The following is a 22,424-nucleotide window of genomic DNA, read 5'->3' as shown; positions in this document are numbered from 1 at the left end:
GCACGTGCTTCCGGTGCCCAGAGAGGGCTGGCGCCCAGCTCCACGAGCTCGGGCGCGACTGGAATCCCTTGCGGAGCAACGACATCCTGGTCTCCACCGCAAGTGATTCGGACCAAAGCAACCTAGGGGTGGTAGCCGACCTGCCGCAACAGCGACTTCAGATACGCCTCCAGCTCCTCCGCCGTGTGCTGCTCCGGGTTGGTCAGCGAGTGGTAGAAAAGCGCACCTCCGACCATGTCCAGCACGAGGCCGAGGTCGGTACCGGGCGGAAATCCGGGACGCAGCATCTCCTTCAGCGCGGCCCTGCGCGGCGCGATGAACAGCTCCCAGTACCGCTTCATCAGCTCGAAGTTGTCCGCTGACGCACCGACGATCCGGCGCAGCAGCTGGACCGACGTGGGCGTCGACAGCAGCGCGGCCCAGCCCCTGACCGTCTCCTCCGGCGGCGCCACGAGAATCCGTTCCGGATCGAGCGCCGCGACCTCGCGCGGCAGCTCGATCACGCTGAACAGCAGGTCTTCCTTCGTGGCGAAGCGGCGGTAGACCGTCGCACGGGTCACGCCCGCGCGACGGGCCACCTGCTCGATCGACGTGCCGTCGAGGCCGCGTTCCAGGAACAGCTCGAAAGCCGCGCTCAGGATCGCGTTGTCCGCCTCGGGGTCGCGGGGACGCCCAGCACTTCGTTCAGCCACGCGGCAAGCCTTTCCGGATTCGAGGGGCCGCGCCACGCCAGGTGCCCGTCCGGGCGCACCAGCAGCGTCTCGCCGGCGCGTTCATGGTGCACGACATCCCCCAGCCGGCCGCGGGCCGCCTCCAGGCAGGTCGACGGTCCCGCCAGCACCCACCTGCCGATGCGCGTGAACGCCGGCACCCGTTCGCCGCCGCGCCGTCCGACCGCCAGCGGCCCCGAGTACTTCACGTCGAGCTGCGACGTGAACCGCACGAGCTGCCGCTGCACGACCGGGAGGTTCAGCACCGGCCACAACAGCCGATCCCGCACGGTCCGGCTCACCACACCGGAGCCCATCACCAACCGCGTCGCCGGCGTGGTCGACGCGAGCACTTGTGCCCCGACAGGACGACGCTCGGCTTCGTAGGTGTCGAGCAACCGCTCGGAAGCCCTGCCCTGCACCACCAGAGCGAGCTTCCAGGCGAGGTTGTCGGCGTCGCCCAGCCCCGTGTTCATGCCCTGACCGCCCAACGGGCTGTGGATGTGCGCGGCGTCGCCCGCCAGCAGCACGTTCCCGCGCCGGTAGGTCGCCGCCTGCCGCCGGTGGATGCGGAACGTCGACTCCCACTCCACCTCGTCGATCGGCCCCGGCGTCCACCGCTCGCCGTTCGGTGACATCACCCGCCAGATCCCACCGGGCAACGGGAAGACGCTCGTGATCGCCGACCCGTCGACGAACAGGTGGATCGACTCGCGGTCGAGATCCCACTCCCCGTAGACGTCTCGCAGCAGGAAGTTCTCCATCACCGACTCGCCTTCGAAGGCGATCCCCGCCATCTTCCGCACGGCGGAGTGCGCGCCGTCGCAGCCGACCAGCCAGTCCCACTCCGACACCGACGAGACCGGCGTGTTCCACTCGATCTCCACGCCCAGCGCCGACAGCCGGTCGCGCAGCCGTTCCTCCACCCACGCCTGCGACACGATCAGCTGGCCGGCGTCGCGCAGGAACTCCATGTCCAGCGCGACCTTGCCGTTGAGTCGCAACGACCGCAGCCGGACCGCCTTGTCCGGCAGGTCGCCCAGCGCTCCCAGTCGTGCCAGCACCTCGGCGCCACGTGGTTGCACCCCCAGCGCCCGCGATGTCGTGGCCGGGCCCGCAGCCGCGTCCACGATCCGCACATCCACCCCGAACTGCCGGAGTCCGCACGCCAGCGCCAAGCCGGTCGGACCCGCCCCCGCGATAGTAACCATACGAATACAGTACAGCTCTGTATTCAAATCGCGCCGGCAAAAAGGCCCGCTGTGACGCGGGCCTCAGTGCGTCAGCGCTCGACGCGCGGGATGACCTGCGTCGCGTCGTCCTGGTGGACCTGGGCGTCCATGACCTGGGTGATGTCGTCCGCCTCTTCCTGCACGAGCGACTTCTTCTCCTTGCGAGCCTTGATCACCTCGAAGATGATCGGGATGACCGAGAGCAGCACGATCGCGACGAGCGTGAGTTCGAGGTTCTTGCGGATGAACTCGACCTGACCGAGGAAGTAGCCCAGCACGGTCAGACCCGCCGCCCACGCCACACCGCCGATCGCGGAGTAGGTGAAGTACTTCTTCGGGTCCATGCGCCCGACGCCGGCCATCGCGGTGATGAACGTGCGGACGATCGGCACGAACCGCGCGAGGACGATGGCGCGCGCGCCGTACTTGTCGAAGAACTCCTGCGTCTTGTCGACGTACTCCTTCTTGAAGATCTTCGACTCCGGCTTGTTGAACAGCGCCGGACCGGCTTTGCGGCCGATGTAGTAGCCGCAGACGTTGCCGACGAACGCGCACACCGTCAGCAGCGCGCAGACGAGCCAGAGCGGCGTCGAGATGTGCCCTGCCGCGACGAAGAGACCCGCCGTGAACAGCAGCGAGTCGCCCGGCAGGAAGAACCCGACGAGCAGACCGCACTCGGCGAAGACGATCAAGCAAAGCCCGACGAGCATCCACGGGCCGAGCATCGTCAGCAGTTTTTCGGGATCCAGCCAGTCAGGGCCCAATGCAATCGTCACGGCCACAACGGTACAGGTCAGCTGAGGGTGATCACTGCGGCCACCGTGCCCGCTGCCAGGCCCAACAGCAGTGCGAGGCCCAGCACCAGCCACGCGGACATGGGTGCCGGGCGCTCGTCGCGAACCGGGACAGGTACGGCAAATCCGGCATTCGTGCTGGTCGCCTGCGCTCGCAACGCGTCGGTCACCAACCGTTCCGGATCGTCAGCCATCCACCTAGTCCTTGACCCACTCGCCCTTGACCATCACGTCCCTCGGCTTCAATTCTGCATCCAGCACGACGAGGTCGGCCGCGCATCCCTGCTGCAGCTTGCCCGTGTCGAGGCCGAGCAGCTCCGCGCCGCGGGTCGCGGTCGCGTACGCGGCCTCCACGAGCGACAGCCCGCAGGAGTTGACGGCGTTGCGGAACGCCATGTCCATCGTCAGCGTGCTGCCCGCGAGCGACACGCCACCGGCGAGCGTCGGAACGCCGTCGACGACGCGGACCTCCAGCCCGCCGATGTCGTACACGCCGTCGCCGACACCGGCGGCCGCGATGGCGTCGGTGATGAGGACCGTGCGCTTCGGACCGGCGTGACGCGCGGCCAGGCGGACCGCGGTCGGGTGCAGGTGCACGAGGTCGCAGATGAGCTCGACGGTGACGCGTTCGTCGTCCAGCAGCGCGCCGATCGGGCCGGGCTCGCGGTGATGCAGCGGACGCATGCCGTTGAACAGGTGCGTGGCCACGGTGGCACCCGCGTCGACAGCAGGGCGGACCTGCGCCTCGGTCGCGTCGGTGTGGCCGATGGCCGCGATGACGCCCGAGTCCACCAGCTGGCGCACGGCCCTGACCGCGCCCTCCAGCTCGGGGGCGATGGTGATCATCCGGACCGTGCCCTTGCCCGCGTCGAGCAGTTTCGTCACCGCGGTCTGCTCCGGCGGGCACAGGATGGCCGGGTCGTGCGCGCCGCACCGTGCCGCGGACAGGAACGGACCTTCGAGGTGCACCCCCGCGACCACGCCCTCCTGGACCAGCTCGGCCAGCGCGGAGACCTGGTCGGCGAGCTCCGGCACGGGCCGCGACACCAGCGAGGCGAGCATCGTCGTCGTGCCGTGCTTGCGGTGAGCCGCGGCGGCCCTGCGCACCTTCGCGGGATCGCTGCTGGTGAACGCGTCCCCGCCGCCACCGTGGCAGTGGATGTCGACGAAGCCGGGCACGATCGTGCCGCCACCGACGTCGGTCGTCGGGCCGTCCGGCGCGGTGCCCTCGCCGACGGCGGCGATCCGGCCGTCCCTGACGCTCACCCACCCGTTCTCGAGCACCCTGTCCGGCGTGACGACCCGACCATTGGTCAGGGTCACGTCGACAGGTCCACCCCACGTGCTCATGACGCCTCCAGCATGTCGATGGCCAGCAGCGCCGCGCCGAGGAAGCCCGCCTCGTCGCCGAGCGCCGCGAGCCGCAGCTCCGGTCGGCGCTGGAAGGCGATCAGCCCGTCCAGCCTGTCCCGCAACGGCTCCACCAGCAGGTCTCCTGCGAGTGCGAGCCCGCCACCGAGCACGACGGCTTCAGGGCCGAGCAGCGTCGCCAACACCAGGATTCCCCTGGCGAGCGCGTCCACGGCCTCGTGCCACACGGCGACGGCGTCCTGCTCCCCGTCGGCCACCCTGCGTGCGACTTCGGCGGCACCGTTGACGGGGGTGCCGGTACGTGCGGTGTACCGGCGGGCGATCGCCGCGGAGGACGCCACTGTCTCCACGCAGCCGATCTGGCCACACGCGCAGGGCACGCCGTGGCCGACGTTCACATGTCCGATCTCACCCGCGTAGCCGTCGCCGCTGAAGATCTTGCCGTCGAGCAGCAGCGCGCCGGCGATGCCGGTGCCGATGGGCATGATCACCGCATTGCGGAGGTCCTTCGCGGCACCCATGCGGCACTCGGCGAGCCCGGCCGCGCGGACGTCGTGTCCGAACGCGACGGGGACGCCCAGCCGTTCCGTCATGACGGTGCTGAACGCGAACTGGTCCCACGGCAGGTTGGTCGTGTACACGCCGACGCCGTTGGCCTCGTCCACGATGCCCGGCGCCACGATCCCCACGGCGTCGATCTCGTGCTCCGAGGCGTGCCTGAGCTCGTCGACGAGCTCGGCGATCACGGCGAGGAGCGGCTCCAGCTCGCCGGGGGTCGCGCGGCGGGCGTGCTTGTGCGCCGCTACCTCCTGCGAGGTCCCGGTGACCAGAGCCGCCTTGGTTTCGGTGCCGCCGATGTCGACGGCGACCACGTGTCTGCGTGCCACGAGGACTGATCCTGCGGCATCGACGCCCTATTGGTCTATACCAAGTACCGGATTGGGGCGTGTTCCCGCACACCGGAACCGCCCCTACCGGGCAAAACGACTTCCGCTATCCCGCCATGATCTTCTGGAGTGCGTCCAGAGCCCGAGACGCCGTCGACTTCACGGTGCCCTTCGAGATGCCGGTCGCCTCGGCGATCTCGGCCTCGGACAGGTCGCCGTAGTAGCGCAGCACGAGGACCTCGCGCTGGCGCGGCGGCAGCTGCTGCAGGGCCTTGACCACGGCCTGGTGCTCGGCGGTCAGCATCGCGAGCGACTCGGCCGAACGGGCGTTGGCGACGTGCGGCGGCGTGTAGTCGCGCGCGGTCTTGCGCCGGCGCAGCACGCTCCGCGAGCCGTTGACCACGGCCGTGCGGAGGTAGCCCACCGCAGCCTGGGCGTCGCGCAGGCCCTTCCAGTTGCGGTGCAGGCCCGTGAAGGCCTCCTGCACCACGTCCTCCGCCGTCGCGGGCTCGTCCACCAGCAGCAGCGCGAGCCGGATCAGGCGCATGCGGTGTTGCTTGTACAGGTCTTCGAGCGTCAGAGGCCCCGTGGGAGGTCCTGCGACGCCGTCCTTGATTCGCAGGTTGGTCAGGGTGTCCTGCACGCTGCGCGGGGTTTCGTCGCCAGCCACAAGGTAGGACGGTACCGGTCACCGTCGCTACGGTGGTCGCATGGCCCGCTTTGCAGTCGAATTGGTGTTCGGTCCCGATACCGAGAAGCGTCTCGCGGTTCGCCCGTCGCACCGCGAGTACATCGCCTCTCTCGCGGAGAAGGGCGTGGTCCTCGGCGCCGGTCCGTACGCGGACGACTCCGGCGCGTTGATCATCTACGAGGCGGCGGACGAGCCGGCGCTGAAGGAGTTCATCGCCGCCGACCCGTACACGCCCGCGAACGTCATCACCGAGTGGAAGATCCGCGAGTGGACTCCCGTGCTCGGTCGCTGGCTCAACGACTAGCGGCCTGACCACCCGGCCCGACGAGCCCTGAGGTGTCCGAGGCGGCCATCTGCCGGTCGGCGTCGGCCACCTCTTCGACCGCCTGGCGGTCCACGACCATCGGTGTGAACGCGCGGAAGTACTTGAGCGCGCCCACCCAGCCGGGGACGTGGACCGCCTTCGCACGTTTCTCGACGCCCCGCACGACTGCCTTGCCGACGTCGCGGACCGGGTACTTCTTGCCCGCCAGGCCTGGCATGCCCTTGCGGAGCTTGCCGAACACCGGGTGCTCGTCGGCGCTGTCGACCATGTCCGTGGAGATCCATGAGAAGTACGCGGTGCCGACGTCGACGCCCAGGTGCCTGACCTCGGCCCGCAGGCTGTCCGCAAACGCTTCACAGCCCGCCTTGGCCGCGGAGTAGGCCGCGTTGCCGGGGATGTGCACGATCGCCGCCAATGACGACACGACCAGGCAGTAGCCGCGGCTGCGGATCAGGTGCGGCAGCGCCGTGCGGACCGTGCGCCACACACCGAGCAGGTTGACCTCGACGACCCGTTCGAAGGCCTTCGGGGCCATGGAACGCACGAACCCCGTGGCCGCGATGCCCGCGTTCGCGATGACGACGTCGATACCGCCGAAGTGCTCGGCGACCTCCTGGAACGCGGTCTCGAGGGCGTCCCAGTCCGTGACATCGGCTTCCCACGCCCTGCCGCCTGCCTGTCGTGCCACCTCTTCGAGCTGGGCCTTCTCGAGCCCGACGAGCGCGAGACGAGCCCCGCGCGCGGCCAGTTGCCTCGCCACCTCGGCGCCGATGCCCCTGGCCGCGCCGGTGATCAGTACCACCTTGCCCGTGACGTCCATGCCGTCACGGTAACGCAACCTACTCCCAGTAAGCTACTGACAAGTTAAATTGCGCTGAGGCGGTCCACCTCGGCCTGGGTGAGTTCGAAGTCCAGGAGCGGCGTCAGGTCGCTGAGCTGCTCCAACGTCCTGGCGGACGCGATCGGCGCGACCACCGTCGGCTGCTGGGCGAGCCACGCCAGCGCCACCGCGGCCACCGTGGTCTGGTGCGTCTCGGCCAGGTCGTCGAGCACCTCCAGCACCTGCAGGCCGTGCTCGTCGAGGTGCTTCGAGGCCGCGCCCGCCCGAGGGCTCCGCACCTCGACCCCCGGCCGGTACTTGCCGGTGAGGAATCCCCTGGCGAGGCCGAAGTACGGGACGGTCGCGAGGCCGTTCCTCGCGACGACGTCCTGCACGTCGCCCTCGAACTTGTCGCGGCTCACCAGGTTGTACTCGGGCTGTAACGCGACGAACTTCGCGAAGCCCTCGCGCTCCTGGATCTCGAGCGCCTGCGCCAGCCGTTCGGCGCTGAAGTTGGACGCGGCGACGTAGCGGACCTTGCCGTCCTTCACGAGCTGGTCGTAGGCGGCCAACGTTTCCTCGAGCGGCGTGTTCGGGTCGTCGAGGTGGTTGTAGTAGAGGTCGATGTGGTCGACACCGAGGCGCTTCAACGAGCGTTCGGCGCTGGTCAGGATCGTGTCGCGCTTCTGGTTGTTGAACCCGGCGAGCATGCCGACCTTCGTCGCCACCACGATCTGGTCGCGGTCGCTGCGCTTGGCCAGCCACTTGCCGATGATCGTCTCCGACTCGCCGCCGGAGTTGCCTTCCGCCCAGGCCGAGTACACGTCGGCGGTGTCGATGAAGTTGCCGCCCGCCGCGGCGTAGGCGTCGAGCACGGCGAACGACTGGTCCTCGTCGGCGGTCCAGCCGAACACGTTGCCGCCCAGGCAGAGGCGGGACACGTTCAGGTCGGTTGTGCTCAAGATCGGCATAACCCGAACGTAGTCCTTGTTGGTGACCGACATGAGCGAGAATTTGGGGAAGTTCGGGGCCTGGGGTTCGCGGTTCCAGTGGGCGGACCGGGTCGACGAGGTCGCCGAGCTGGAGTCGCTCGGCTACGGCACGTTCTGGCTCGGCAGCTCGCCCGAGTCGGACCTGGCGCTGCCGGAGCGGCTGCTCGGCGCCACCACGTCGATGACCATCGCGACCGGCATCATCAACGTGTGGCAGACCGAGCCGGAGGACGTCTCGCGGTCGTTCCACCGGATCGGCAGCGACCGGCTGGTGCTCGGCATCGGCGTCGGCCACAAGCAGATCGACCAGGCCTACGAGAAGCCGTATCCGAAGCTGGTGTCGTACCTCGATCGGCTGGACGTGCCCGCCGACCGGCTGCTGCTCGCCGCGCTCGGCCCGAAGGTCCTGAAGCTCGCGGCCGACCGCACGGCGGGCGCCCACCCGTACCTGGTGCCGGTCGAGCACACCGCGCAGGCGCGCGAGGTGCTCGGCGGCAAGCTCCTCGCGCCGGAGGTCACGGTCGTCGTCGAGGAGGACCCGGAGGCCGCCCGCGCGATCGCACGAGAGCAACTGGCGTACTACTTCACGCTCACCAACTACACGAACAGCTGGCAGCGCTGGGGCTTCAGCGCGGAGGAAGTCGCCGCACCCGGCTCAGACCGGCTCATCGACGCACTGGTTGCGCACGGCAGCTCCGAGCAGGTCGCCGCGAAGCTGCGTGCGCACGTCGACGCGGGCGCCGACCACGTCGCGATCCAGTCGTTGAACGGCCACTACGCCGAACTGGCCGAGGCGCTGCGGCTCAGGCCGTGACCTCGACGCCCTTCCAGAACGCGACGCGGCCCTTGATCTGCGCGGCGGCCTCTTTCGGCTCGGCGTAGTACCAGGCCGCGTTCGCGTTCTCGGAGCCGTCGACCTGCAACGAGTAGTAATTGGCCGTGCCCTTCCACGGGCAGAAGCTGGTGTGGTCGGACGGCTTCAGCGCCGACGCGTCCACGGACTCGAGGGGGAAGTAGTGGTTGCCTTCGACGACGACCGTGTCGTCGCTCGAAGCGATGATCTTGTCGTTCCACCGGGCGGTTGCCATGTCATCCAGTGTGCCCGTACCGGCGAGTAGCGCGAGCAGGCACTACGTCGAGTTGGCCGCCGCGTTCGTCCTGCGACGCACCCTCGTAGGATGGGTCGACACGGCGTTCAGGGCACCTGAGGAGGACGACCGATGCCCATCGCAACCCCCGAGGTCTACGCGGAGATGCTGGACCGGGCCAAGGCGAACGAGTTCGCCTATCCCGCGATCAACGTCACGTCGTCGGAGACTCTCAACGCGGCTCTGCGCGGATTCGCCGAAGCCGAGAGCGACGGCATCATCCAGATCTCGACCGGTGGTGCCGAGTTCGCCTCGGGCACCAAGGTCAAGGACATGGTGACCGGCGCTGTGGCGCTCGCGGAGTTCGCGCACGTCGTCGCGGCGAAGTACCCGGTGAACATCGCGCTGCACACCGACCACTGCCCGAAGGACAAGCTCGACGGGTACGTGCGTCCGCTCATCGCGATCAGCCAGGAGCGGGTGGACAAGGGCGGCAACCCGCTCTTCCAGTCGCACATGTGGGACGGCTCGGCCGTGCCGCTGGAGGAGAACCTCCAGATCGCGAGCGAGCTGCTCGACCTCTCCGCCAAGGCGAAGATCGTCCTCGAGATCGAGGTCGGCGTCGTGGGCGGCGAGGAGGACGGCGTCGACAACGAGATCAACGACAAGCTCTACACGACGCCAGAGGACTACCTGAAGACCGTCGACGCGCTCGGCGCCGGTGAGAAGGGCCGCTACCTGCTCGCCGCGACGTTCGGCAACGTGCACGGCGTGTACAAGCCGGGCAACGTGAAGCTGCGTCCGGAGATCCTCAAGCAGGGCCAGGACGTGGCGGCGGAGAAGCTGGGTCTGCCGGCCGGCTCGAAGCCGTTCGACCTCGTCTTCCACGGCGGCTCCGGCTCGCTGCTGGAGGAGATCCACGAGGCCGTGTCGTACGGCGTCATCAAGATGAACATCGACACGGACACGCAGTACGCCTTCACCCGCCCGATCGCGGCGCACATGTTCACCAACTACGACGGTGTGCTGAAGATCGACGGCGAGGTCGGCAACAAGAAGACCTACGACCCGCGCAGCTACCTCAAGGCAGCTGAGCAGGCCATGGCCGCCCGCATCGCCCAGGCGTGCGAGCACCTGAAGTCGTCGGGCCGCATGATCGCGGGCTGATTTCCGAGCGTACGCGGGGAGCTTTCGTACTCTCAGAGAGTACGAAAGCTCCCCGCGTACTTTGCTAGCTCAGTTTGAGGCGCGAGGCGAGCAGTTGCGCCTCTGGGCGGTGGATGATCAGGTCGCCGAACGTCCAGAGCACCGCCAGCAGCACGGCCGTGACCGCCGCCGACGAGAACGAGATCGGCGGCCCCCACAGGAACTCCTGCTGGAACCAGATGCCGACGTAACCGACCGTCGTGACGGCCGCCGACCCCAGCACGGCCGCGGCCGGCGTGGGCATCTTGACCACGTGCGCCGCGTCGATCGCGAGCCCCACGAGGATCAGGAACAGCGGCACCGCGGACTTCGGGAAGTCGATGCCCGCGAGCAACGGCCAGATCAGGCACCGATAAGCGACGTAACCGCCGGCAACGGCCGTGGCAGCCCACGGCTTGTCGATCGTGCGCCGCGCGATCACCAGCACGATGGCCGCCGCGACCAGCCCCCACACCGGGTAGACCCAGTCCGCGATCGGCAGCGCGAAGTGCACGACCGCCTCCCGCCCGATCGGCACGCCGAGCTGGTCGGCGGCGAACTGCAGCAGGATCGGCTCGGCCTCTGGCCTGCCGTTGTCCCAGGCCTGCAGCGCGCGCACGCCGTACTCCTGGTGCTGGTTGGGGAACCAGACGTTCTCCAGGAAGAAGAACCACAGCGCCACGAGCCCGAACGTCCTGGCGTTGCCCTCGGGGAAGTACTTCGTCCACCCGCGGATCGCGCCGGCCAGCATGACCGCCGTGCCCAGGTAGAGCAGCGCGTGCGACCCGGACCAGCTCGTGATGTCGAGCCCGTTGATCCGATGGTTGATCACGTCGATCGGCAGGGCGACGAGGAAGATCCCGCACCCGGCCTGCATCAGCCTGACGGTCAGCTTGTCCACGCCGTACCCGGTGAACGTGTGGAACAACGTCAGCCCCACCACGATCACCGTGCCGACGGTGTTGATCAGGTGCGGCGGCGCCAGGTCGTCGCGCAGCCACTTGAAGTGCCACGAGACGTCCCACGAGGACCCGATCAGCTTGAGCACCAGGCCTGCGAGCCACAGCCGGTAGAGCTGCCTGGTGAGCGCTGCCGGTGTCTCCCTGCCCGGCGCGCCCCGCTCCCAGTACTGGTCCCGGAACTGCCTTACCCCCTGAATCATCCGAACATCATGAGCGCTGGTCGTGGTTCCAGGTAGGCGAACTCACCCTGGTTTTACCCTGATGTTTCCGATTCGTATGCACGTTCGGGTGAACAGCGTTGATCTGGACGGGCTAGCGCGGAACCATGCTCGGCCATGAACAAGAAGATCATCGCTGGGGTGCTCGTGACCGCGTTGCTGCTGGCCGTCGTGGCCGCCGTCATGAGGGTCTTCATCTCCTAGCTTCGGGTTGTGCGGCACGATGGCCGCATGGTTGAGAACCTCCTCGGGCCAGAGCCGACTCGTCTTCCTGACCGTCCTGAGGCGCAGGCCGCCGCTGATGGTGGTACGGATCCGGCCAAGATCGTGCGGGCCTATCCGGACTTTTCTGAGGCTTGGGCCTTGCTGGCCGAACGTGCGCTGCACGCCGGCGACCCGGTCGCCGCTTACGCCTATGCCCGCACGGGTTACCACCGTGGGCTCGACCAGTTGCGTCGGTCGGGCTGGAAGGGTTTTGGGCCTGTGCCGTGGGATCACCGGCCCAACCAGGGGTTTTTGCGGGCGCTCGCCGCGCTGGCTCGGGCTGCTCGGGAGATCGGGGAGGACGAGGAGTGGAACCGGTGCTCTCAGTTCCTGGCTGACTCCGATCCCAAGGCTCCTGCCGCTCTCGGGCTGGTTTAGGGCTGCTCCGGGGTGGGTCCCGCCGTGACGGAACCCACCCCACCGTCGCTGTGAGGCAACGCAGGTTGTGCCTCGCGGTTGTTGCACCAAGACTGACGGCTCAGACAGGAGCCAGCCGAGTCGGGGTGAGTGGTGGGTGCGGTCAGGGAAGCGGTCGGGCGTGCGCTGACGCGGTGGCGCGGGGCTGCGTTGGTGATCGTTCAGACTGCCCTCTCGGCTGGCCTTGCGTGGGTTGTGGCGACGCTTGTCGTTGGGCATCAGCACCCGTTCTTCGCGCCGATTGCCGCGGTTGTGTGCCTCGGGGTTTCGTTGGGGCAGCGGCTGCGGCGGGTCAGTGAGCTCGTCGTCGGAGTGTCGGTCGGCGTCGGGGTCGGGGACGTGCTGATCGCGTGGATCGGCAGTGGGCCCTGGCAGATCGCGCTGGTCGTGGCGCTGGCGATGTCGGCGGCGGTGTTGTTGGACGGTGGCTCGGTCATCGCGTTGCAGGCCGGGAGCAGTGCGGTTCTCGTCGCCACGTTGCTGCCGCCCAGCGCGGGCGGTGGGTTCGACCGGATGATCGACGCGTTGACCGGAGGGCTCGTCGGGCTCGCGGTGGCGGCGTTGTTGCCTGCCAACCCGGTCACCGTGGCACAGCGGCAGTTGAAGGTGCTCGCGAACACGCTCAGCGGGGCGTTGCGGAACCTCGCGGAGGCCCTGGCGGAGAAGGACGCGGTCAAGGCCGCTGGGGTGCTCGCGGAGCTGCGGACCAGTCAGGGCACGATCGACGACTTCAAGACGGCGCTGCAGACCGGGAGTGAGATCACGAAGATCGCGCCCATCCGGTGGCGGTCCAAGGACGAGCTCGGCAGGTATCACACGGCGGCCGGGCCCGTGGACTACGCGATCCGCAACACGCGCGTGCTGGCCCGCAGGAGCATGGCGGCGCTCAAGGCGGGCGAGGAGATTCCCGGCGGCGTGCCGGAGGTCTTGAAGGACTACGCGGACGCCGTCGACTGCCTCAAGAGCGAGCTGGAGAAGGGGCGGACGCCCAAGCAGACCAGGGAAGCCGTGCGAGACGCCGCGCGGCATCTCACCGCGCGGCGTCTCGGTGGGGACGGGTTCTCGTCCAAGGTCGTGCTGGCGCAGATCCGGAGTGTCGCGGTGGATCTGCTGCAGGCGACCGGGCTGAGTCGGAGCGAGGCGATGGAGGCGTTGCCGCCGCTCAGCCCTCCGGCCGGTTCAGCAGGCCGTGGAGAAGCGAGTGAACCGGCTCGTGATCGCGAGGATCAGCCAGGACGCACGAACCGCCCGTGATGGCGTACCACTCCTCCGCGCCCTCGTAGCGGACCAGTGCGCGGAGCTTTCCGTCGTCGGAGAGTTCTGTGCACAGTTCCAGGTCGCCGGTGACGACGCCGACCTCGTCGGTCATCACGCCACCGGGGCCTGCCACGAAAAGCGTGGAGAGTGTGGCCATCAGCAGGTACCGAGCATGTCTGTCAACGCCGCCTTCTCCGCCTGGTTCACGCTTAGTCCGTACTCGTCCTTAACACGTACCCACATCTTGGCGTAAGTGCACCAGTAGGACCGCAGCGGAGGCTTCCAGGTGGCCGGGGTCTGGTCGCCCTTGGCCTGGTTGACGTTGTCGGTCACCGCGATGAGTTGCGGGTGCTCCAGGTCGTTGGCGAACTTCTGGCGTCGCTCCTGCGTCCAGGAGGCCGCGCCCGACCGCCAGGCGGCCGCCAGGGGCACTACGTGGTCGATGTCCACGTCCGAAGCCGCGGTCCAGGTCGCGCCGTCGTACGGGGACTTCCAGGTGCCCGACCTGGCGGCGCACGAAGAGTCGGTCACCACGTTCGTGCCGTCCCGCTTGAGCACCTCCTCCCTGGTGTTGCAGGTGGTGCCCGGCTTGGTGATCCAGTGCGGGAACTTGCTGCGTGAGTAGCCCGTCATCGGGCCGTCGGCCCGGACGGTCAGACCGGCCAGTTGCGTTCGCGCGGTCTCCAATGGAGGGATTCCGGGTGGAGCCGCAAGTGCAGGGGAAACAAAACCAACGGTGAGTGCCACTGCGGCAACGAGAACACCGATGGTTCGGTTAACTTTTGACATCATCCCGACCTTCCTTGTTGGAAGTTTCGGGACCACCCTTGGTTACATTGTGGAATTAGGCAATGCCTTTGGGTGACACTCGGATGAACGACGGTGCACGGCTAGAGGCCTCGAACCAGCCTCAAGTCCTCGGTGTGGCGGTACCAGGTCCACTTGTCGACCGGGCGCGGGTGCTTGTGACCATCCAAAACGGCTGTCGTGGGGAGGCAGCCGAGCTGGAAGGCGCGGGGGCGGCTTTCGCGGATTCGGGAGCCGATCAGGCGCTTGTTGACAATTCGCACCACGAGGCCCAAGCCGCCTTCCGGGTCCGGGGTGCACTCGATCCGCGAGGCCTGCCCGCGCAGCACGTTGTCCGCGTCGCTGTAGCCGACGCCACGGACGGGTGAGAGAACGCCGAGGCCCACCAGCACGCCGCCGACGTCGTCGCGGACGAACGGGACGGGATCTACGTCACCGTTCCGGGCGATGTCCAGCGCGCGGGCGGGGTCGGTCGAGATGCCCCACAGTGCGGCGACCGGCGAGTTGCCGACCGGTACGTAACCGAGCGCTACCGAGCCCAGCTTTTCCTTGCGCAGCAACCGCAGTGCGACGGCGGCGAGGTCGGCGTCCGTACCCACCACGATGAGCCGGTCCGCGTCCAGATGTTGATCTACGTGATCCTTGCCGGGGCGGGACGGGACGACGTGGACGTCGTCACGTTGAGTGATCATTGGCAACTGCGAGTTTCCGCAGGCCAACACGATTCCGTGCACGGTCATCTCCTGGTCTACCCTCGCTTACCGGCGTTCGCTCGAACCAGTCCAAGCGCTTGGAGTTTCACATGCCGGCCGTCGTGCTGATCGGTGCCCAGTGGGGCGATGAGGGCAAGGGCAAGGCCACCGACATCCTCGGTGAGCGTGTCCAGTGGATCGTCCGCTACCAGGGTGGCAACAACGCGGGTCACACCGTGGTCCTCCCGGACGGCCAGAAGTTCGCCCTGCACCTCATCCCGTCCGGCATCCTCACGCCCGGTGTGCGCAACGTCATCGGCAACGGTGTCGTGGTCGACCCCGGCGTGCTGCTCGAGGAGCTCGCGGGCCTTGAGGAGAAGGGCGTCGACACCAGCGGCCTGCTGATCTCGTCGGACGCGCACTTGATCATGCCGTACCACGTGGCCATCGACAAGGTGACCGAGCGCTACCTGGGCAAGGCGAAGATCGGCACTACCGGCCGCGGCATCGGGCCCGCCTACCAGGACAAGCTCGCCCGCGTCGGCGTGCGCGTGCAGGACCTGCTGGACGAGAAGATCCTCCGGCAGAAGGTCGAGGCGGCCCTGGACTTCAAGAACCAGGTGCTGGTCAAGGTCTACAACCGCAAGGCGCTCGACCCCGACCAGGTCGTCGACCAGGTGCTCGAGCGGGGTCAGCACTTCGTGCACCGCATCGCCGACACCCGCCTGCTGCTCAACCAGGCGCTCGACCGCGGCGAGATCGTCGTGCTGGAGGGCTCGCAGGGCACCCTGCTCGACGTCGACCACGGCACCTACCCGTTCGTCACGTCGTCCAACCCGACGTCGGGTGGCGCGACGGTCGGTTCCGGTGTCGGGCCGACCCGCATCAGCACCGTGATCGGCATCCTGAAGGCCTACACGACCCGCGTCGGCTCCGGTCCGTTCCCGACCGAGCTCAACGACGACCAGGGCGAGTACCTGCGCAAGCAGGGCGGTGAGTTCGGTGTCACCACCGGCCGTTCGCGCCGCACCGGCTGGTTCGACGCCGTGATCGCCCGGTACGCCTCGCGCGTCAACGGCATCACCGACTACTTCCTCACCAAGCTCGACGTGTTGTCGGGCCTGGAGAAGGTGCCCGTCTGCGTCGCGTACGAAGTGGACGGTCGCCGCGTCGACGAGATGCCGATGACGCAGACCGACGTGCACCACGCCGTGCCGGTGTACGAGGAGCTGCCGGGCTGGTTCGAGGACATCTCGCACTGCCGCACGTTCGACGAGCTGCCGGCCAACGCCAAGGCCTACGTCGAGTACCTGGAGAGCATCATCGGTGCCCGCGTGTCGGCGATCGGCGTTGGCCCCGGCCGCGACCAGACGATCGTCCGCCACGACGTTCTCGGCTGACACAGATTATCTCCAGGTACGACGCTTTTTCACGATTTGGGCGTCGTTGACGAAGGGCCACGGCTCCGCCTGTAATTCGGGCCGTGGCCCTTTCTCTTGCTCGGAAACCCGCGCTGCAGCTGCGCTGGATCAGCCCTGTCGCGCTGGTCCTTCTGTGGCAACTGGCCAGCTCAACGGGTGTGCTTTCGCCCGAGAAACTGGCCTCTCCGCTCACCGTCGCACAGTCGGCCGGTGAGCTGATCGCGGATGGCCAATTGGCGGACGCATTCGTTGTTTCCCTCGGCCGCGTTTTCTTCGGATTTCTCATCGGCGGCGTCGTCGGCGTCGCACTGGGCCTGGTTTCCGGTCTTTCCCGGTGGGGTGAGACGTTGCTGGATCCTCCGGTCCAGATGGTGCGGACGCTGCCGCACCTCGGCCTGATCCCGTTGTTCATCCTGTGGTTCGGCATCGGCGAGGAACCCAAGCTCGCGCTGGTGGCGTCCGGTGTGGCCTTCCCTCTGTACCTCAACCTGCACTCGGGCATCAGACAGACGGATCCCGGCCTCGTCGAGGCCGCGAGAGTCCTGGGCTACAGCCGGCTCGAACGGATCGTGCACGTCGTCCTGCCGTCCGCGGTGCCGCAAACCATGGTGGGACTGCGGATCGCGCTCGGCACGGCCTGGTTGTCGCTGATCGTCGGCGAGCAGATCAACGCCGACGCCGGGCTCGGCTTCCTGATCAACAACGCCCGCGAGTTCCTCCGCACCGACGTCGTGGTCGTCGGCCTCGTGGTCTACGCGCTGCTCGGCCTGACCACCGACGCGCTGGTGCGGTTGCTGGAGAGGAGGGTCCTGCGATGGCGAACCCGGTGAGCATTCGCGGTCTGCGCAAGGCTTTCGGTGCGCGGACGGTGCTGGACGGCATCGACCTGGAGATCGCGCCGGGCGAGTTCGTGGCGCTGCTCGGGCGCAGCGGCTGCGGCAAGTCGACGTTGCTCCGGATCCTGGCCGGCCTCGATCGAGAGATCGACAGCGAAGCACGCGTCTCCGGTGCGGTGTCGATCGCGTTCCAGCAGCCGCGGCTGCTGCCGTGGCGCAAGGTCTGGCGCAACATCGCGTTGGGCCTGCACAAGCCGGACGGCCGCGCGATCGCCTTGAAGGCGCTGCGAGAGGTGCGGTTGCCGGATCACGCCGACGCGTGGCCGCTGACGTTGTCCGGTGGCGAGGCGCAACGGGTCTCGCTCGCGCGGGCGTTGGTCCGCGAACCCGACGTGCTGCTGCTGGACGAACCGTTCGGCGCGCTGGACGCGTTGACCCGCCTCGCCATGCACCACCTTGTGGAAGACCTGTGGGCCAAGCACCGGCCCGCCGTGCTGCTCGTGACGCACGACGTCGACGAGGCGTTGCTGCTGGCCGACCGGATCCTCGTGCTCGACGAGGGCCGGATCGTCGCCACGCACCACGTCGACCTGCCCCGCCCGCGCCGCCGGGCCTCTGTTGTGGAGCAACGCACCCGCGTGCTCGCCGACCTGGGAGTGGATGTTGAAACAGCTGCTTGAGAAGAAGCTGCTCGCCCTGCTCGCCGCGATCATCTTCACCACCGGGTGCTCGGCCACCGCGCAGGACACCCCGGCCGGCGAGGTCGTGCTCAAGGTCGGTGACCAGAAGGGCAACGCGAAGGCGGTGCTCACGGCCGCCGGTCTGCTGAACGACTTCCCGTACAAGATCGAGTGGTCGACGTTCACCTCGGGCCCGCCGCTGCTGGAGGCCGCCTCCGCCGGTGCGATCGACCTCGGTGGCGTCGGCAACACACCGCCGATCTTCGCCGCCGCCGCGAACGCCAAGATCGCCGCGGTGGGTGCGTCCAAGGGCCAGGTCGAGGCAGACGCGATCCTCGTGCCCGAGACCTCGCCGTTGAAGTCCGTCGCAGACCTCAAGGGCAAGAACATCGCCGTCGCCAAGGGGAGTTCGGCGCACGGCCAGGTCCTGCTCACGTTGCGCGCGGCCGGGCTCACCACCAAGGACGTCACCCTGAACTTCCTGCAGCCCAGCGACGCGTACGGAGCGTTCACACAGGGCAAAGTCGACGCGTGGGCGGTCTGGGACCCCTACACCGCGCAGGCGCAGCAGGAGGCCAGGGCGCGCGTGCTCACCACCGGCGAGGGCAGGGCGAACGGGTACGGCTTCCAGGTCGCGGGCCGGAAAGCCCTGGACGACAAGGGGAAGATCCCGGCGATCAAGGAGTACCTGATCCGCTACTACAAGGCGCAGAAGTGGGCCGACACGCACCGCGAGGAGTGGGCCAAGGCGTGGGCGGCGGAGACGGGGCTCAAGTACGAGGTCGCGCTGGCCGCGGTGAACCGCAACGGCGACCTGCCGGTGAAGATCGACGACACCCTGATCTCCTCGGAGCAGCAGCTCGCGGACGCGTTCACCGAGGACAAGACGTTGCCCGGCAAGGTCGACTTCGCGAAGTTCGTCGACACGAGGTTCCAGGGAGATCTCGCATGAGCGTCACACTGCACTGGTTCCTGCCCACGTCCGGCGACGGGCGAACGGTCGTGGAGCACTTCCACGCGCAGCGGGCACCTGTCGCCGGGGCGCGTCGCGAGCCGGACATCGACTACCTGGCGCAGATCGCGCGCACGGCGGAGCAGGTCGGGTTCACCGGCGTGCTCACGCCGACCGGCACGTGGTGCGAGGACGCGTGGCTGACCACGGCCGCGTTGATCGGGCTCACGTCTCGCCTCAAGTTCCTGGTGGCGTTCCGGCCGGGCGTGCTGTCGCCGACTCTCGCCGCGCAGATGGCCTCGACGTATCAACGCATTTCGCGCGGACGGCTGCTGCTGAACGTCGTGACCGGCGGCGATTCCGTTGAGCAGCAACGGTTCGGCGACTGGCTCGACCACGACCAGCGGTACTCGCGCACCGACGAGTTCCTCCAGATCGTGCGCGGAGCCTGGACGGGGCAGCCCTATTCGTTCCAGGGCAAGCACTACCAGGTGCGGGACGCGACCGTGCTGGCCGCGCCGGACCCGGTGCCGCCGATCTACTTCGGTGGCTCGTCGGATGCCGCTTTGCCGGTGGCTGCCCGCAATGCGGACGTGTACCTGACGTGGGGAGAGCCGCCGGAGGACGTGGCGGCGAAGATCGCGCGGGTACGGGCGTTGACGGACAGGCCGATCCGGTTCGGCATCCGGCTGCACACGATCAGCCGCGACACGTCTGCGGAAGCGTGGGCGGCGGCTTCGCGGCTGCTCGACGCGCTGGACCCGGCCGCGGTGGCGAAGGCGCAGGAGCAGTTGCGGACGTCGGAATCCGTTGGCCAGCAACGGATGCTGGCGCTGCACGGCGGTGGTCTCAGCCGCGGCGTCCGTGGCCTGGAGATCTACCCGAACCTGTGGGCGGGCGTCGGACTGGTTCGCGGTGGTGCGGGAACCGCGCTCGTCGGGTCGCACTCGGAGGTCGCCGACCTCATCGAGGAGTACCACTCCGTCGGGATCAGCGAGTTCGTCCTCTCCGGCTACCCGCACCTGGAGGAGGCGTACTGGTTCGGCGAGGGCGTGCGGCCCCTGCTGAAGCAACGCGGGTTGCTCGACGGGGACCGCACGCTCGCACTCGCTAGCGCTTGACCTTGGCCTCGATGGCCGTGTCGGGATTGTCCGCGAACAGGCCCTCGAGCCCGGTCTTGAAGAACACGTCGTACTCCTCGAAGGCCCGGCCGTACGCGGCCGGGTCGGTCGAGGACCGGAAGTCGGCCGGCAGGAACGAGTTCTCGTTGCGGAACGTCCAGGCGTGCACGATCAGGCCGACCTTGTGCGCGTCCTTGACCACTGTCGTCGGCGCCTTGAGGAAGCCGTTGGCGTCGCGCGGGATGATCAGGTCCTTGGTCACGCCGACGCCGTCCGCGTACGACCTGACCTCGCGCAGCCCGGCCGGGGTCACCAGGTCGGCGTAGGTGCGCTTGTCACCGGCCACGACGAAGTCGTACGGCGCGCCGGAACCGTTGACGAGCTGCACCAGCGGCACGCGCAGCGACCTGTTCAGCTCCTTGAGGTTCGCGACCTCGAACGACTGCACGAACACCTTGGCGTTGCGGCGGTTGAGGCCGTTGCGGTTGAGCACGTCGACGAGCTTCGGCTCCAGCGCGAGACCGATCGACGAGAAGTACGTCGGGTGCTTGGTCTCGGGGTAGATGCCGATCTCGCGGTGCAGCTCGCGGGACAGGCGCTTGGTGAGGTCGATGACCTCCTGCAGCGTCGGCACCTCGAAGCGGCCGTCGTAGAGCGTGTTGCGCGGGCGGATCGCCGGGATGCGCTCCTTGGCGCGCAACGTCTTCAGCTCGGCCAGCGTGAAGTCCTCCGTGAACCAGCCGGTGATCGACGTGCCGTCGATGACCTTGGTCTTCTGCCGGTCCTTGAACTGCGTCCTGGTGCTGACGTCGGTCGTGCCGCCGATCTCGTTCTCGTGCCGGGCGACCAGCTGACCATCCTTTGTGGACACCAGATCCGGCTCGACGTAGTCGGCGCCCATGCGCGCGGCGAGCTCGTAGGACGCCAGCGTGTGTTCCGGCCGGTACGCCGACGCACCGCGGTGCCCGATGACGATGGGCCCCTTGTCGTCGTGAGCCGACGCGGAGGGCAGGGATGCCACCACCGCGCCCGCGAAGACGAGGACGGCGGCGGCAAGACCACGGGCCCGGATCATTCTGGGCAACATCGTTCGACCTCCCCATTTCGGTTGAGAGCGCACCCAAGCATCGCAACACGAAATGCAGGTGAACGGTTACTCACGGGAAAGTGCGGCTTCTTCCAAGTCCAGTTCCCGCAGCACGCGGAACAGCACCTCGTCGTCGATCTCGCCGGCGTCCCTGGCCTTGATGAACTCGTCACGCTCCGCGCTCAGCATCATCCTGCGCAGCCTGCGGTATGCGGCGGCCGGGCTCTCCTCCTCCTGACGCCCGAGCCGTTCCCACGCGGCGTTGCCCCGGTGCTCGGCGAGCGCCCGCAGCTGGTCGCGGACGTGGTCGGGCACGTCCGCGATCTCCTCGTCCAGCCTGGTCACCGCCGCCTGCGCGGCCCGGTGCTGGATCTGGGCCTCCGCCAGCGCGTCCTTGCGCGCGTCGTCACCCTCGAAGCCGATCTTGTTGATCACCCACGGCAAGGTCGTGCCCTGCAACAGCAACGTGGCGACGGTGACCACGAACGCGCAGAACAGGATGATGTCCCGGCCCGGCACCTCCGGCGGGATCGCGGCCGCCGCGGCGAGCGTGACGACGCCGCGCATACCCGCCCACGCGATCACCGTGACCTGGCCCAGATGCGGCCACCGCTCTCGTTCACGCAAGCGCTTGGACAGGTACATCGGCACGTAGGAGGCCGGGTACATCCAGACGAACCGCGCGAGGACCGTGGCCAGCAGGACGGCTCCCGCGCCGAGCAGCAGGCCGGCGTTCAGGTCGACGTTGCTGATGATCGCCGACACCTGCAGGCCGATGAGCGCGAAGACGAACGACTCCAGCAGCACGTCCACCGACCGCCACACCGCCGCGTCCTGCAGCCGGGTCGAGTAGGTGCCGCGCGGCGAGTGGTGGCCGACGTAGAGGCCCGCGACGACGACCGCGAGCACACCCGAGACGTGGGCGGCCTCTTCCGCGAGCAGGTAGGCCCCGAACGGCACGAGCAGTCCCAGCGCGCTCTCCAGCACGCCCTCGCAGAGCCGCTTGCGCAGGAACCTCACCACCACGCCCACGACCAGGCCGATCGCGATGCCACCAGCCGTGACGAGCAGGAACAGCCCAACGCCCTTGGCGGGATGCATGGCCGCTCCCGCCGCGGCCGCCACCGCGACCTTGAACGCCGTCAGCGCCGTGGCGTCGTTGATCAGGCTCTCGCCGACGAGCAACGTCATCGCCCGGCGTTGCAGGCCGAGCTTCCGACCGATCGCGACGGCGGCGACGGCGTCCGGCGGAGCCACCACCGCGCCGAGCACGAGCGCGGCGGCGAACGGCAGGTCGGGAAAGACGAGCTTCGCGGTGACGCCGACGACGAACGTCGTGAACAGCACCAGCCCGATCGCGAGCAGGCCGATGGGCCGCAGGTTCGCGCGGATGTTCAGGTACGAGCTGTCGAGCGCGGCGCTGTAGAGCAGCGGCGGCAGGACCAGCACCAGGATCAGGTGCGGATCGAGCTCGAACTCCGGCACACCTGGGATGAACGAGACCACGAGCCCGACCGCGACCAGCACCAGCGGCGCCGACCAGTTCAGCCGGCGGGCGATGGACGTGACGACCAGCGCCCCGAGTAACAGCAGCAGAAGTTCAGGCCCGTGCATG

25 protein-coding genes are annotated in these 22,424 nt (G+C 68.4%); 10 read left to right on the top strand and 15 right to left on the bottom strand.

Going from position 1 to position 22,424, the window contains the following annotated elements; translation table 11 throughout:
* Window positions 1-122 precede the first annotated feature (122 nt).
* The 7 genes from JOD27_RS46150 to JOD27_RS25960 all read right to left on the bottom strand — a co-directional run bounded on the left by JOD27_RS46150 (window position 123) and on the right by JOD27_RS25960 (window position 5,664).
* The gene (locus tag JOD27_RS46150) at window positions 123-692 is read right to left on the bottom strand and encodes a TetR/AcrR family transcriptional regulator (RefSeq protein ID WP_204764872.1); all 570 of its coding nucleotides are present in this window, start codon (window positions 690-692) and stop codon (window positions 123-125) included.
* Window positions 635-1,921: an FAD-dependent oxidoreductase gene (locus JOD27_RS25985; protein WP_204764871.1), complete on the bottom strand. Its 1,287-nt coding sequence runs from the start codon at window positions 1,919-1,921 to the stop codon at window positions 635-637. Before JOD27_RS25985 ends, JOD27_RS46150 begins: the two co-directional genes overlap by 58 nt.
* A gap of 71 nt (window positions 1,922-1,992) precedes the next feature.
* Entirely contained in the window at window positions 1,993-2,667 is a 675-nt protein-coding gene (locus tag JOD27_RS25980) for a DedA family protein (RefSeq protein ID WP_204764994.1), read from the bottom strand.
* Between the two features lie 68 nt (window positions 2,668-2,735).
* On the bottom strand, window positions 2,736-2,930 hold the full coding sequence (locus tag JOD27_RS25975) for a hypothetical protein (protein WP_204764870.1): 195 nt from the start codon (window positions 2,928-2,930) through the stop codon (window positions 2,736-2,738).
* 4 nt (window positions 2,931-2,934) lie between these two features.
* Window positions 2,935-4,086, bottom strand: coding sequence for an N-acetylglucosamine-6-phosphate deacetylase (gene nagA / locus JOD27_RS25970; protein ID WP_204764869.1), 1,152 nt, complete (start codon window positions 4,084-4,086; stop codon window positions 2,935-2,937).
* Window positions 4,083-4,994: an ROK family protein gene (locus tag JOD27_RS25965; protein ID WP_307830321.1), complete on the bottom strand. Its 912-nt coding sequence runs from the start codon at window positions 4,992-4,994 to the stop codon at window positions 4,083-4,085. The genes nagA and JOD27_RS25965 overlap by 4 nt, the downstream gene beginning before the upstream one ends.
* Before the next feature lie 106 nt (window positions 4,995-5,100).
* Window positions 5,101-5,664: a SigE family RNA polymerase sigma factor gene (locus tag JOD27_RS25960; RefSeq protein ID WP_204764868.1), complete on the bottom strand. Its 564-nt coding sequence runs from the start codon at window positions 5,662-5,664 to the stop codon at window positions 5,101-5,103.
* Window positions 5,665-5,704: 40 nt separating this feature from the next.
* On the opposite strand from JOD27_RS25960, the gene JOD27_RS25955 reads away from it, so the two are divergent.
* On the top strand, window positions 5,705-5,989 hold the full coding sequence (locus JOD27_RS25955) for a YciI family protein (RefSeq protein ID WP_204764867.1): 285 nt from the start codon (window positions 5,705-5,707) through the stop codon (window positions 5,987-5,989).
* Here JOD27_RS25955 and JOD27_RS25950 read toward each other — a convergent pair.
* Both JOD27_RS25950 and JOD27_RS25945 read right to left on the bottom strand, forming a co-directional pair.
* Window positions 5,979-6,830, bottom strand: coding sequence for an SDR family oxidoreductase (locus tag JOD27_RS25950; RefSeq protein WP_204764866.1), 852 nt, complete (start codon window positions 6,828-6,830; stop codon window positions 5,979-5,981). The genes JOD27_RS25955 and JOD27_RS25950 overlap by 11 nt on opposite strands.
* Before the next feature lie 44 nt (window positions 6,831-6,874).
* A complete protein-coding gene (locus JOD27_RS25945; protein ID WP_204764865.1) occupies window positions 6,875-7,801 on the bottom strand; it encodes an aldo/keto reductase in 927 nt (308 codons plus the stop codon).
* Between the two features lie 31 nt (window positions 7,802-7,832).
* Between JOD27_RS25945 and JOD27_RS25940 the strand changes: the two genes are divergently transcribed.
* Window positions 7,833-8,636, top strand: a complete 804-nt coding sequence (locus tag JOD27_RS25940; protein WP_204764864.1) for an LLM class F420-dependent oxidoreductase — start codon at window positions 7,833-7,835, stop codon at window positions 8,634-8,636.
* Here the strand turns inward: JOD27_RS25940 and JOD27_RS25935 are convergent.
* Window positions 8,626-8,910, bottom strand: a complete 285-nt coding sequence (locus tag JOD27_RS25935) for a DUF427 domain-containing protein (protein ID WP_204764863.1) — start codon at window positions 8,908-8,910, stop codon at window positions 8,626-8,628. The two genes, JOD27_RS25940 and JOD27_RS25935, sit on opposite strands and share 11 nt — an antisense overlap.
* A gap of 132 nt (window positions 8,911-9,042) precedes the next feature.
* On the opposite strand from JOD27_RS25935, the gene fbaA reads away from it, so the two are divergent.
* Window positions 9,043-10,077, top strand: a complete 1,035-nt coding sequence (gene fbaA, locus JOD27_RS25930; RefSeq protein ID WP_204764862.1) for a class II fructose-bisphosphate aldolase — start codon at window positions 9,043-9,045, stop codon at window positions 10,075-10,077.
* Between the two features lie 64 nt (window positions 10,078-10,141).
* On the opposite strand, the gene JOD27_RS25925 is transcribed toward fbaA, so the two are convergent.
* Complete coding sequence (locus JOD27_RS25925; protein WP_204764861.1) at window positions 10,142-11,257, bottom strand: hypothetical protein; 1,116 nt, start codon at window positions 11,255-11,257, stop codon at window positions 10,142-10,144.
* A 249-nt stretch (window positions 11,258-11,506) separates the two neighbouring features.
* On the opposite strand from JOD27_RS25925, the gene JOD27_RS25920 reads away from it, so the two are divergent.
* On the top strand, window positions 11,507-11,917 hold the full coding sequence (locus JOD27_RS25920; protein WP_204764860.1) for a DUF3151 domain-containing protein: 411 nt from the start codon (window positions 11,507-11,509) through the stop codon (window positions 11,915-11,917).
* A 129-nt stretch (window positions 11,918-12,046) separates the two neighbouring features.
* Complete coding sequence (locus JOD27_RS25915) at window positions 12,047-13,210, top strand: FUSC family protein (RefSeq protein WP_307830320.1); 1,164 nt, start codon at window positions 12,047-12,049, stop codon at window positions 13,208-13,210.
* A gap of 159 nt (window positions 13,211-13,369) precedes the next feature.
* Here JOD27_RS25915 and JOD27_RS25910 read toward each other — a convergent pair whose 3' ends face one another.
* Entirely contained in the window at window positions 13,370-14,002 is a 633-nt protein-coding gene (locus tag JOD27_RS25910; RefSeq protein WP_204764992.1) for a GmrSD restriction endonuclease domain-containing protein, read from the bottom strand.
* Between the two features lie 101 nt (window positions 14,003-14,103).
* Window positions 14,104-14,712, bottom strand: coding sequence for a hypothetical protein (locus JOD27_RS25905; RefSeq protein ID WP_204764858.1), 609 nt, complete (start codon window positions 14,710-14,712; stop codon window positions 14,104-14,106).
* Between the two features lie 110 nt (window positions 14,713-14,822).
* Here JOD27_RS25905 and JOD27_RS25900 point away from each other — a divergent pair, with 110 nt between their 5' ends.
* The 5 genes from JOD27_RS25900 to JOD27_RS25880 all read left to right on the top strand — a co-directional run bounded on the left by JOD27_RS25900 (window position 14,823) and on the right by JOD27_RS25880 (window position 19,722).
* Window positions 14,823-16,112 (top strand): adenylosuccinate synthase, encoded by a 1,290-nt coding sequence (locus JOD27_RS25900; protein WP_204764857.1) that lies wholly within the window; start codon window positions 14,823-14,825, stop codon window positions 16,110-16,112.
* A gap of 83 nt (window positions 16,113-16,195) precedes the next feature.
* A complete protein-coding gene (locus JOD27_RS25895; protein WP_307830319.1) occupies window positions 16,196-16,963 on the top strand; it encodes an ABC transporter permease in 768 nt (255 codons plus the stop codon).
* On the top strand, window positions 16,948-17,649 hold the full coding sequence (locus JOD27_RS25890) for an ABC transporter ATP-binding protein (RefSeq protein WP_204764856.1): 702 nt from the start codon (window positions 16,948-16,950) through the stop codon (window positions 17,647-17,649). Before JOD27_RS25895 ends, JOD27_RS25890 begins: the two co-directional genes overlap by 16 nt.
* Window positions 17,633-18,601 carry an ABC transporter substrate-binding protein gene (locus JOD27_RS25885; RefSeq protein WP_443673964.1) on the top strand — a complete coding sequence of 323 codons (969 nt, stop codon included), beginning with the start codon at window positions 17,633-17,635 and terminating at the stop codon, window positions 18,599-18,601. Before JOD27_RS25890 ends, JOD27_RS25885 begins: the two co-directional genes overlap by 17 nt.
* Complete coding sequence (locus JOD27_RS25880) at window positions 18,598-19,722, top strand: LLM class flavin-dependent oxidoreductase (protein ID WP_204764854.1); 1,125 nt, start codon at window positions 18,598-18,600, stop codon at window positions 19,720-19,722. The genes JOD27_RS25885 and JOD27_RS25880 overlap by 4 nt, the downstream gene beginning before the upstream one ends.
* Here JOD27_RS25880 and JOD27_RS25875 read toward each other — a convergent pair.
* Both JOD27_RS25875 and JOD27_RS25870 read right to left on the bottom strand, forming a co-directional pair.
* A complete protein-coding gene (locus tag JOD27_RS25875; RefSeq protein ID WP_204764853.1) occupies window positions 19,712-20,797 on the bottom strand; it encodes a glycerophosphodiester phosphodiesterase in 1,086 nt (361 codons plus the stop codon). The genes JOD27_RS25880 and JOD27_RS25875 overlap by 11 nt on opposite strands.
* A gap of 78 nt (window positions 20,798-20,875) precedes the next feature.
* Window positions 20,876-22,423 carry a Na+/H+ antiporter gene (locus tag JOD27_RS25870; protein ID WP_204764852.1) on the bottom strand — a complete coding sequence of 516 codons (1,548 nt, stop codon included), beginning with the start codon at window positions 22,421-22,423 and terminating at the stop codon, window positions 20,876-20,878.
* Window position 22,424: the final 1 nt, after the last annotated feature.

The organism is Lentzea nigeriaca, assembly GCF_016907955.1.
Taxonomy (GTDB): Bacteria; Actinomycetota; Actinomycetes; order Mycobacteriales; family Pseudonocardiaceae; genus Lentzea; species Lentzea nigeriaca.
This window is presented reverse-complemented; position numbering and strand designations above follow the sequence as displayed.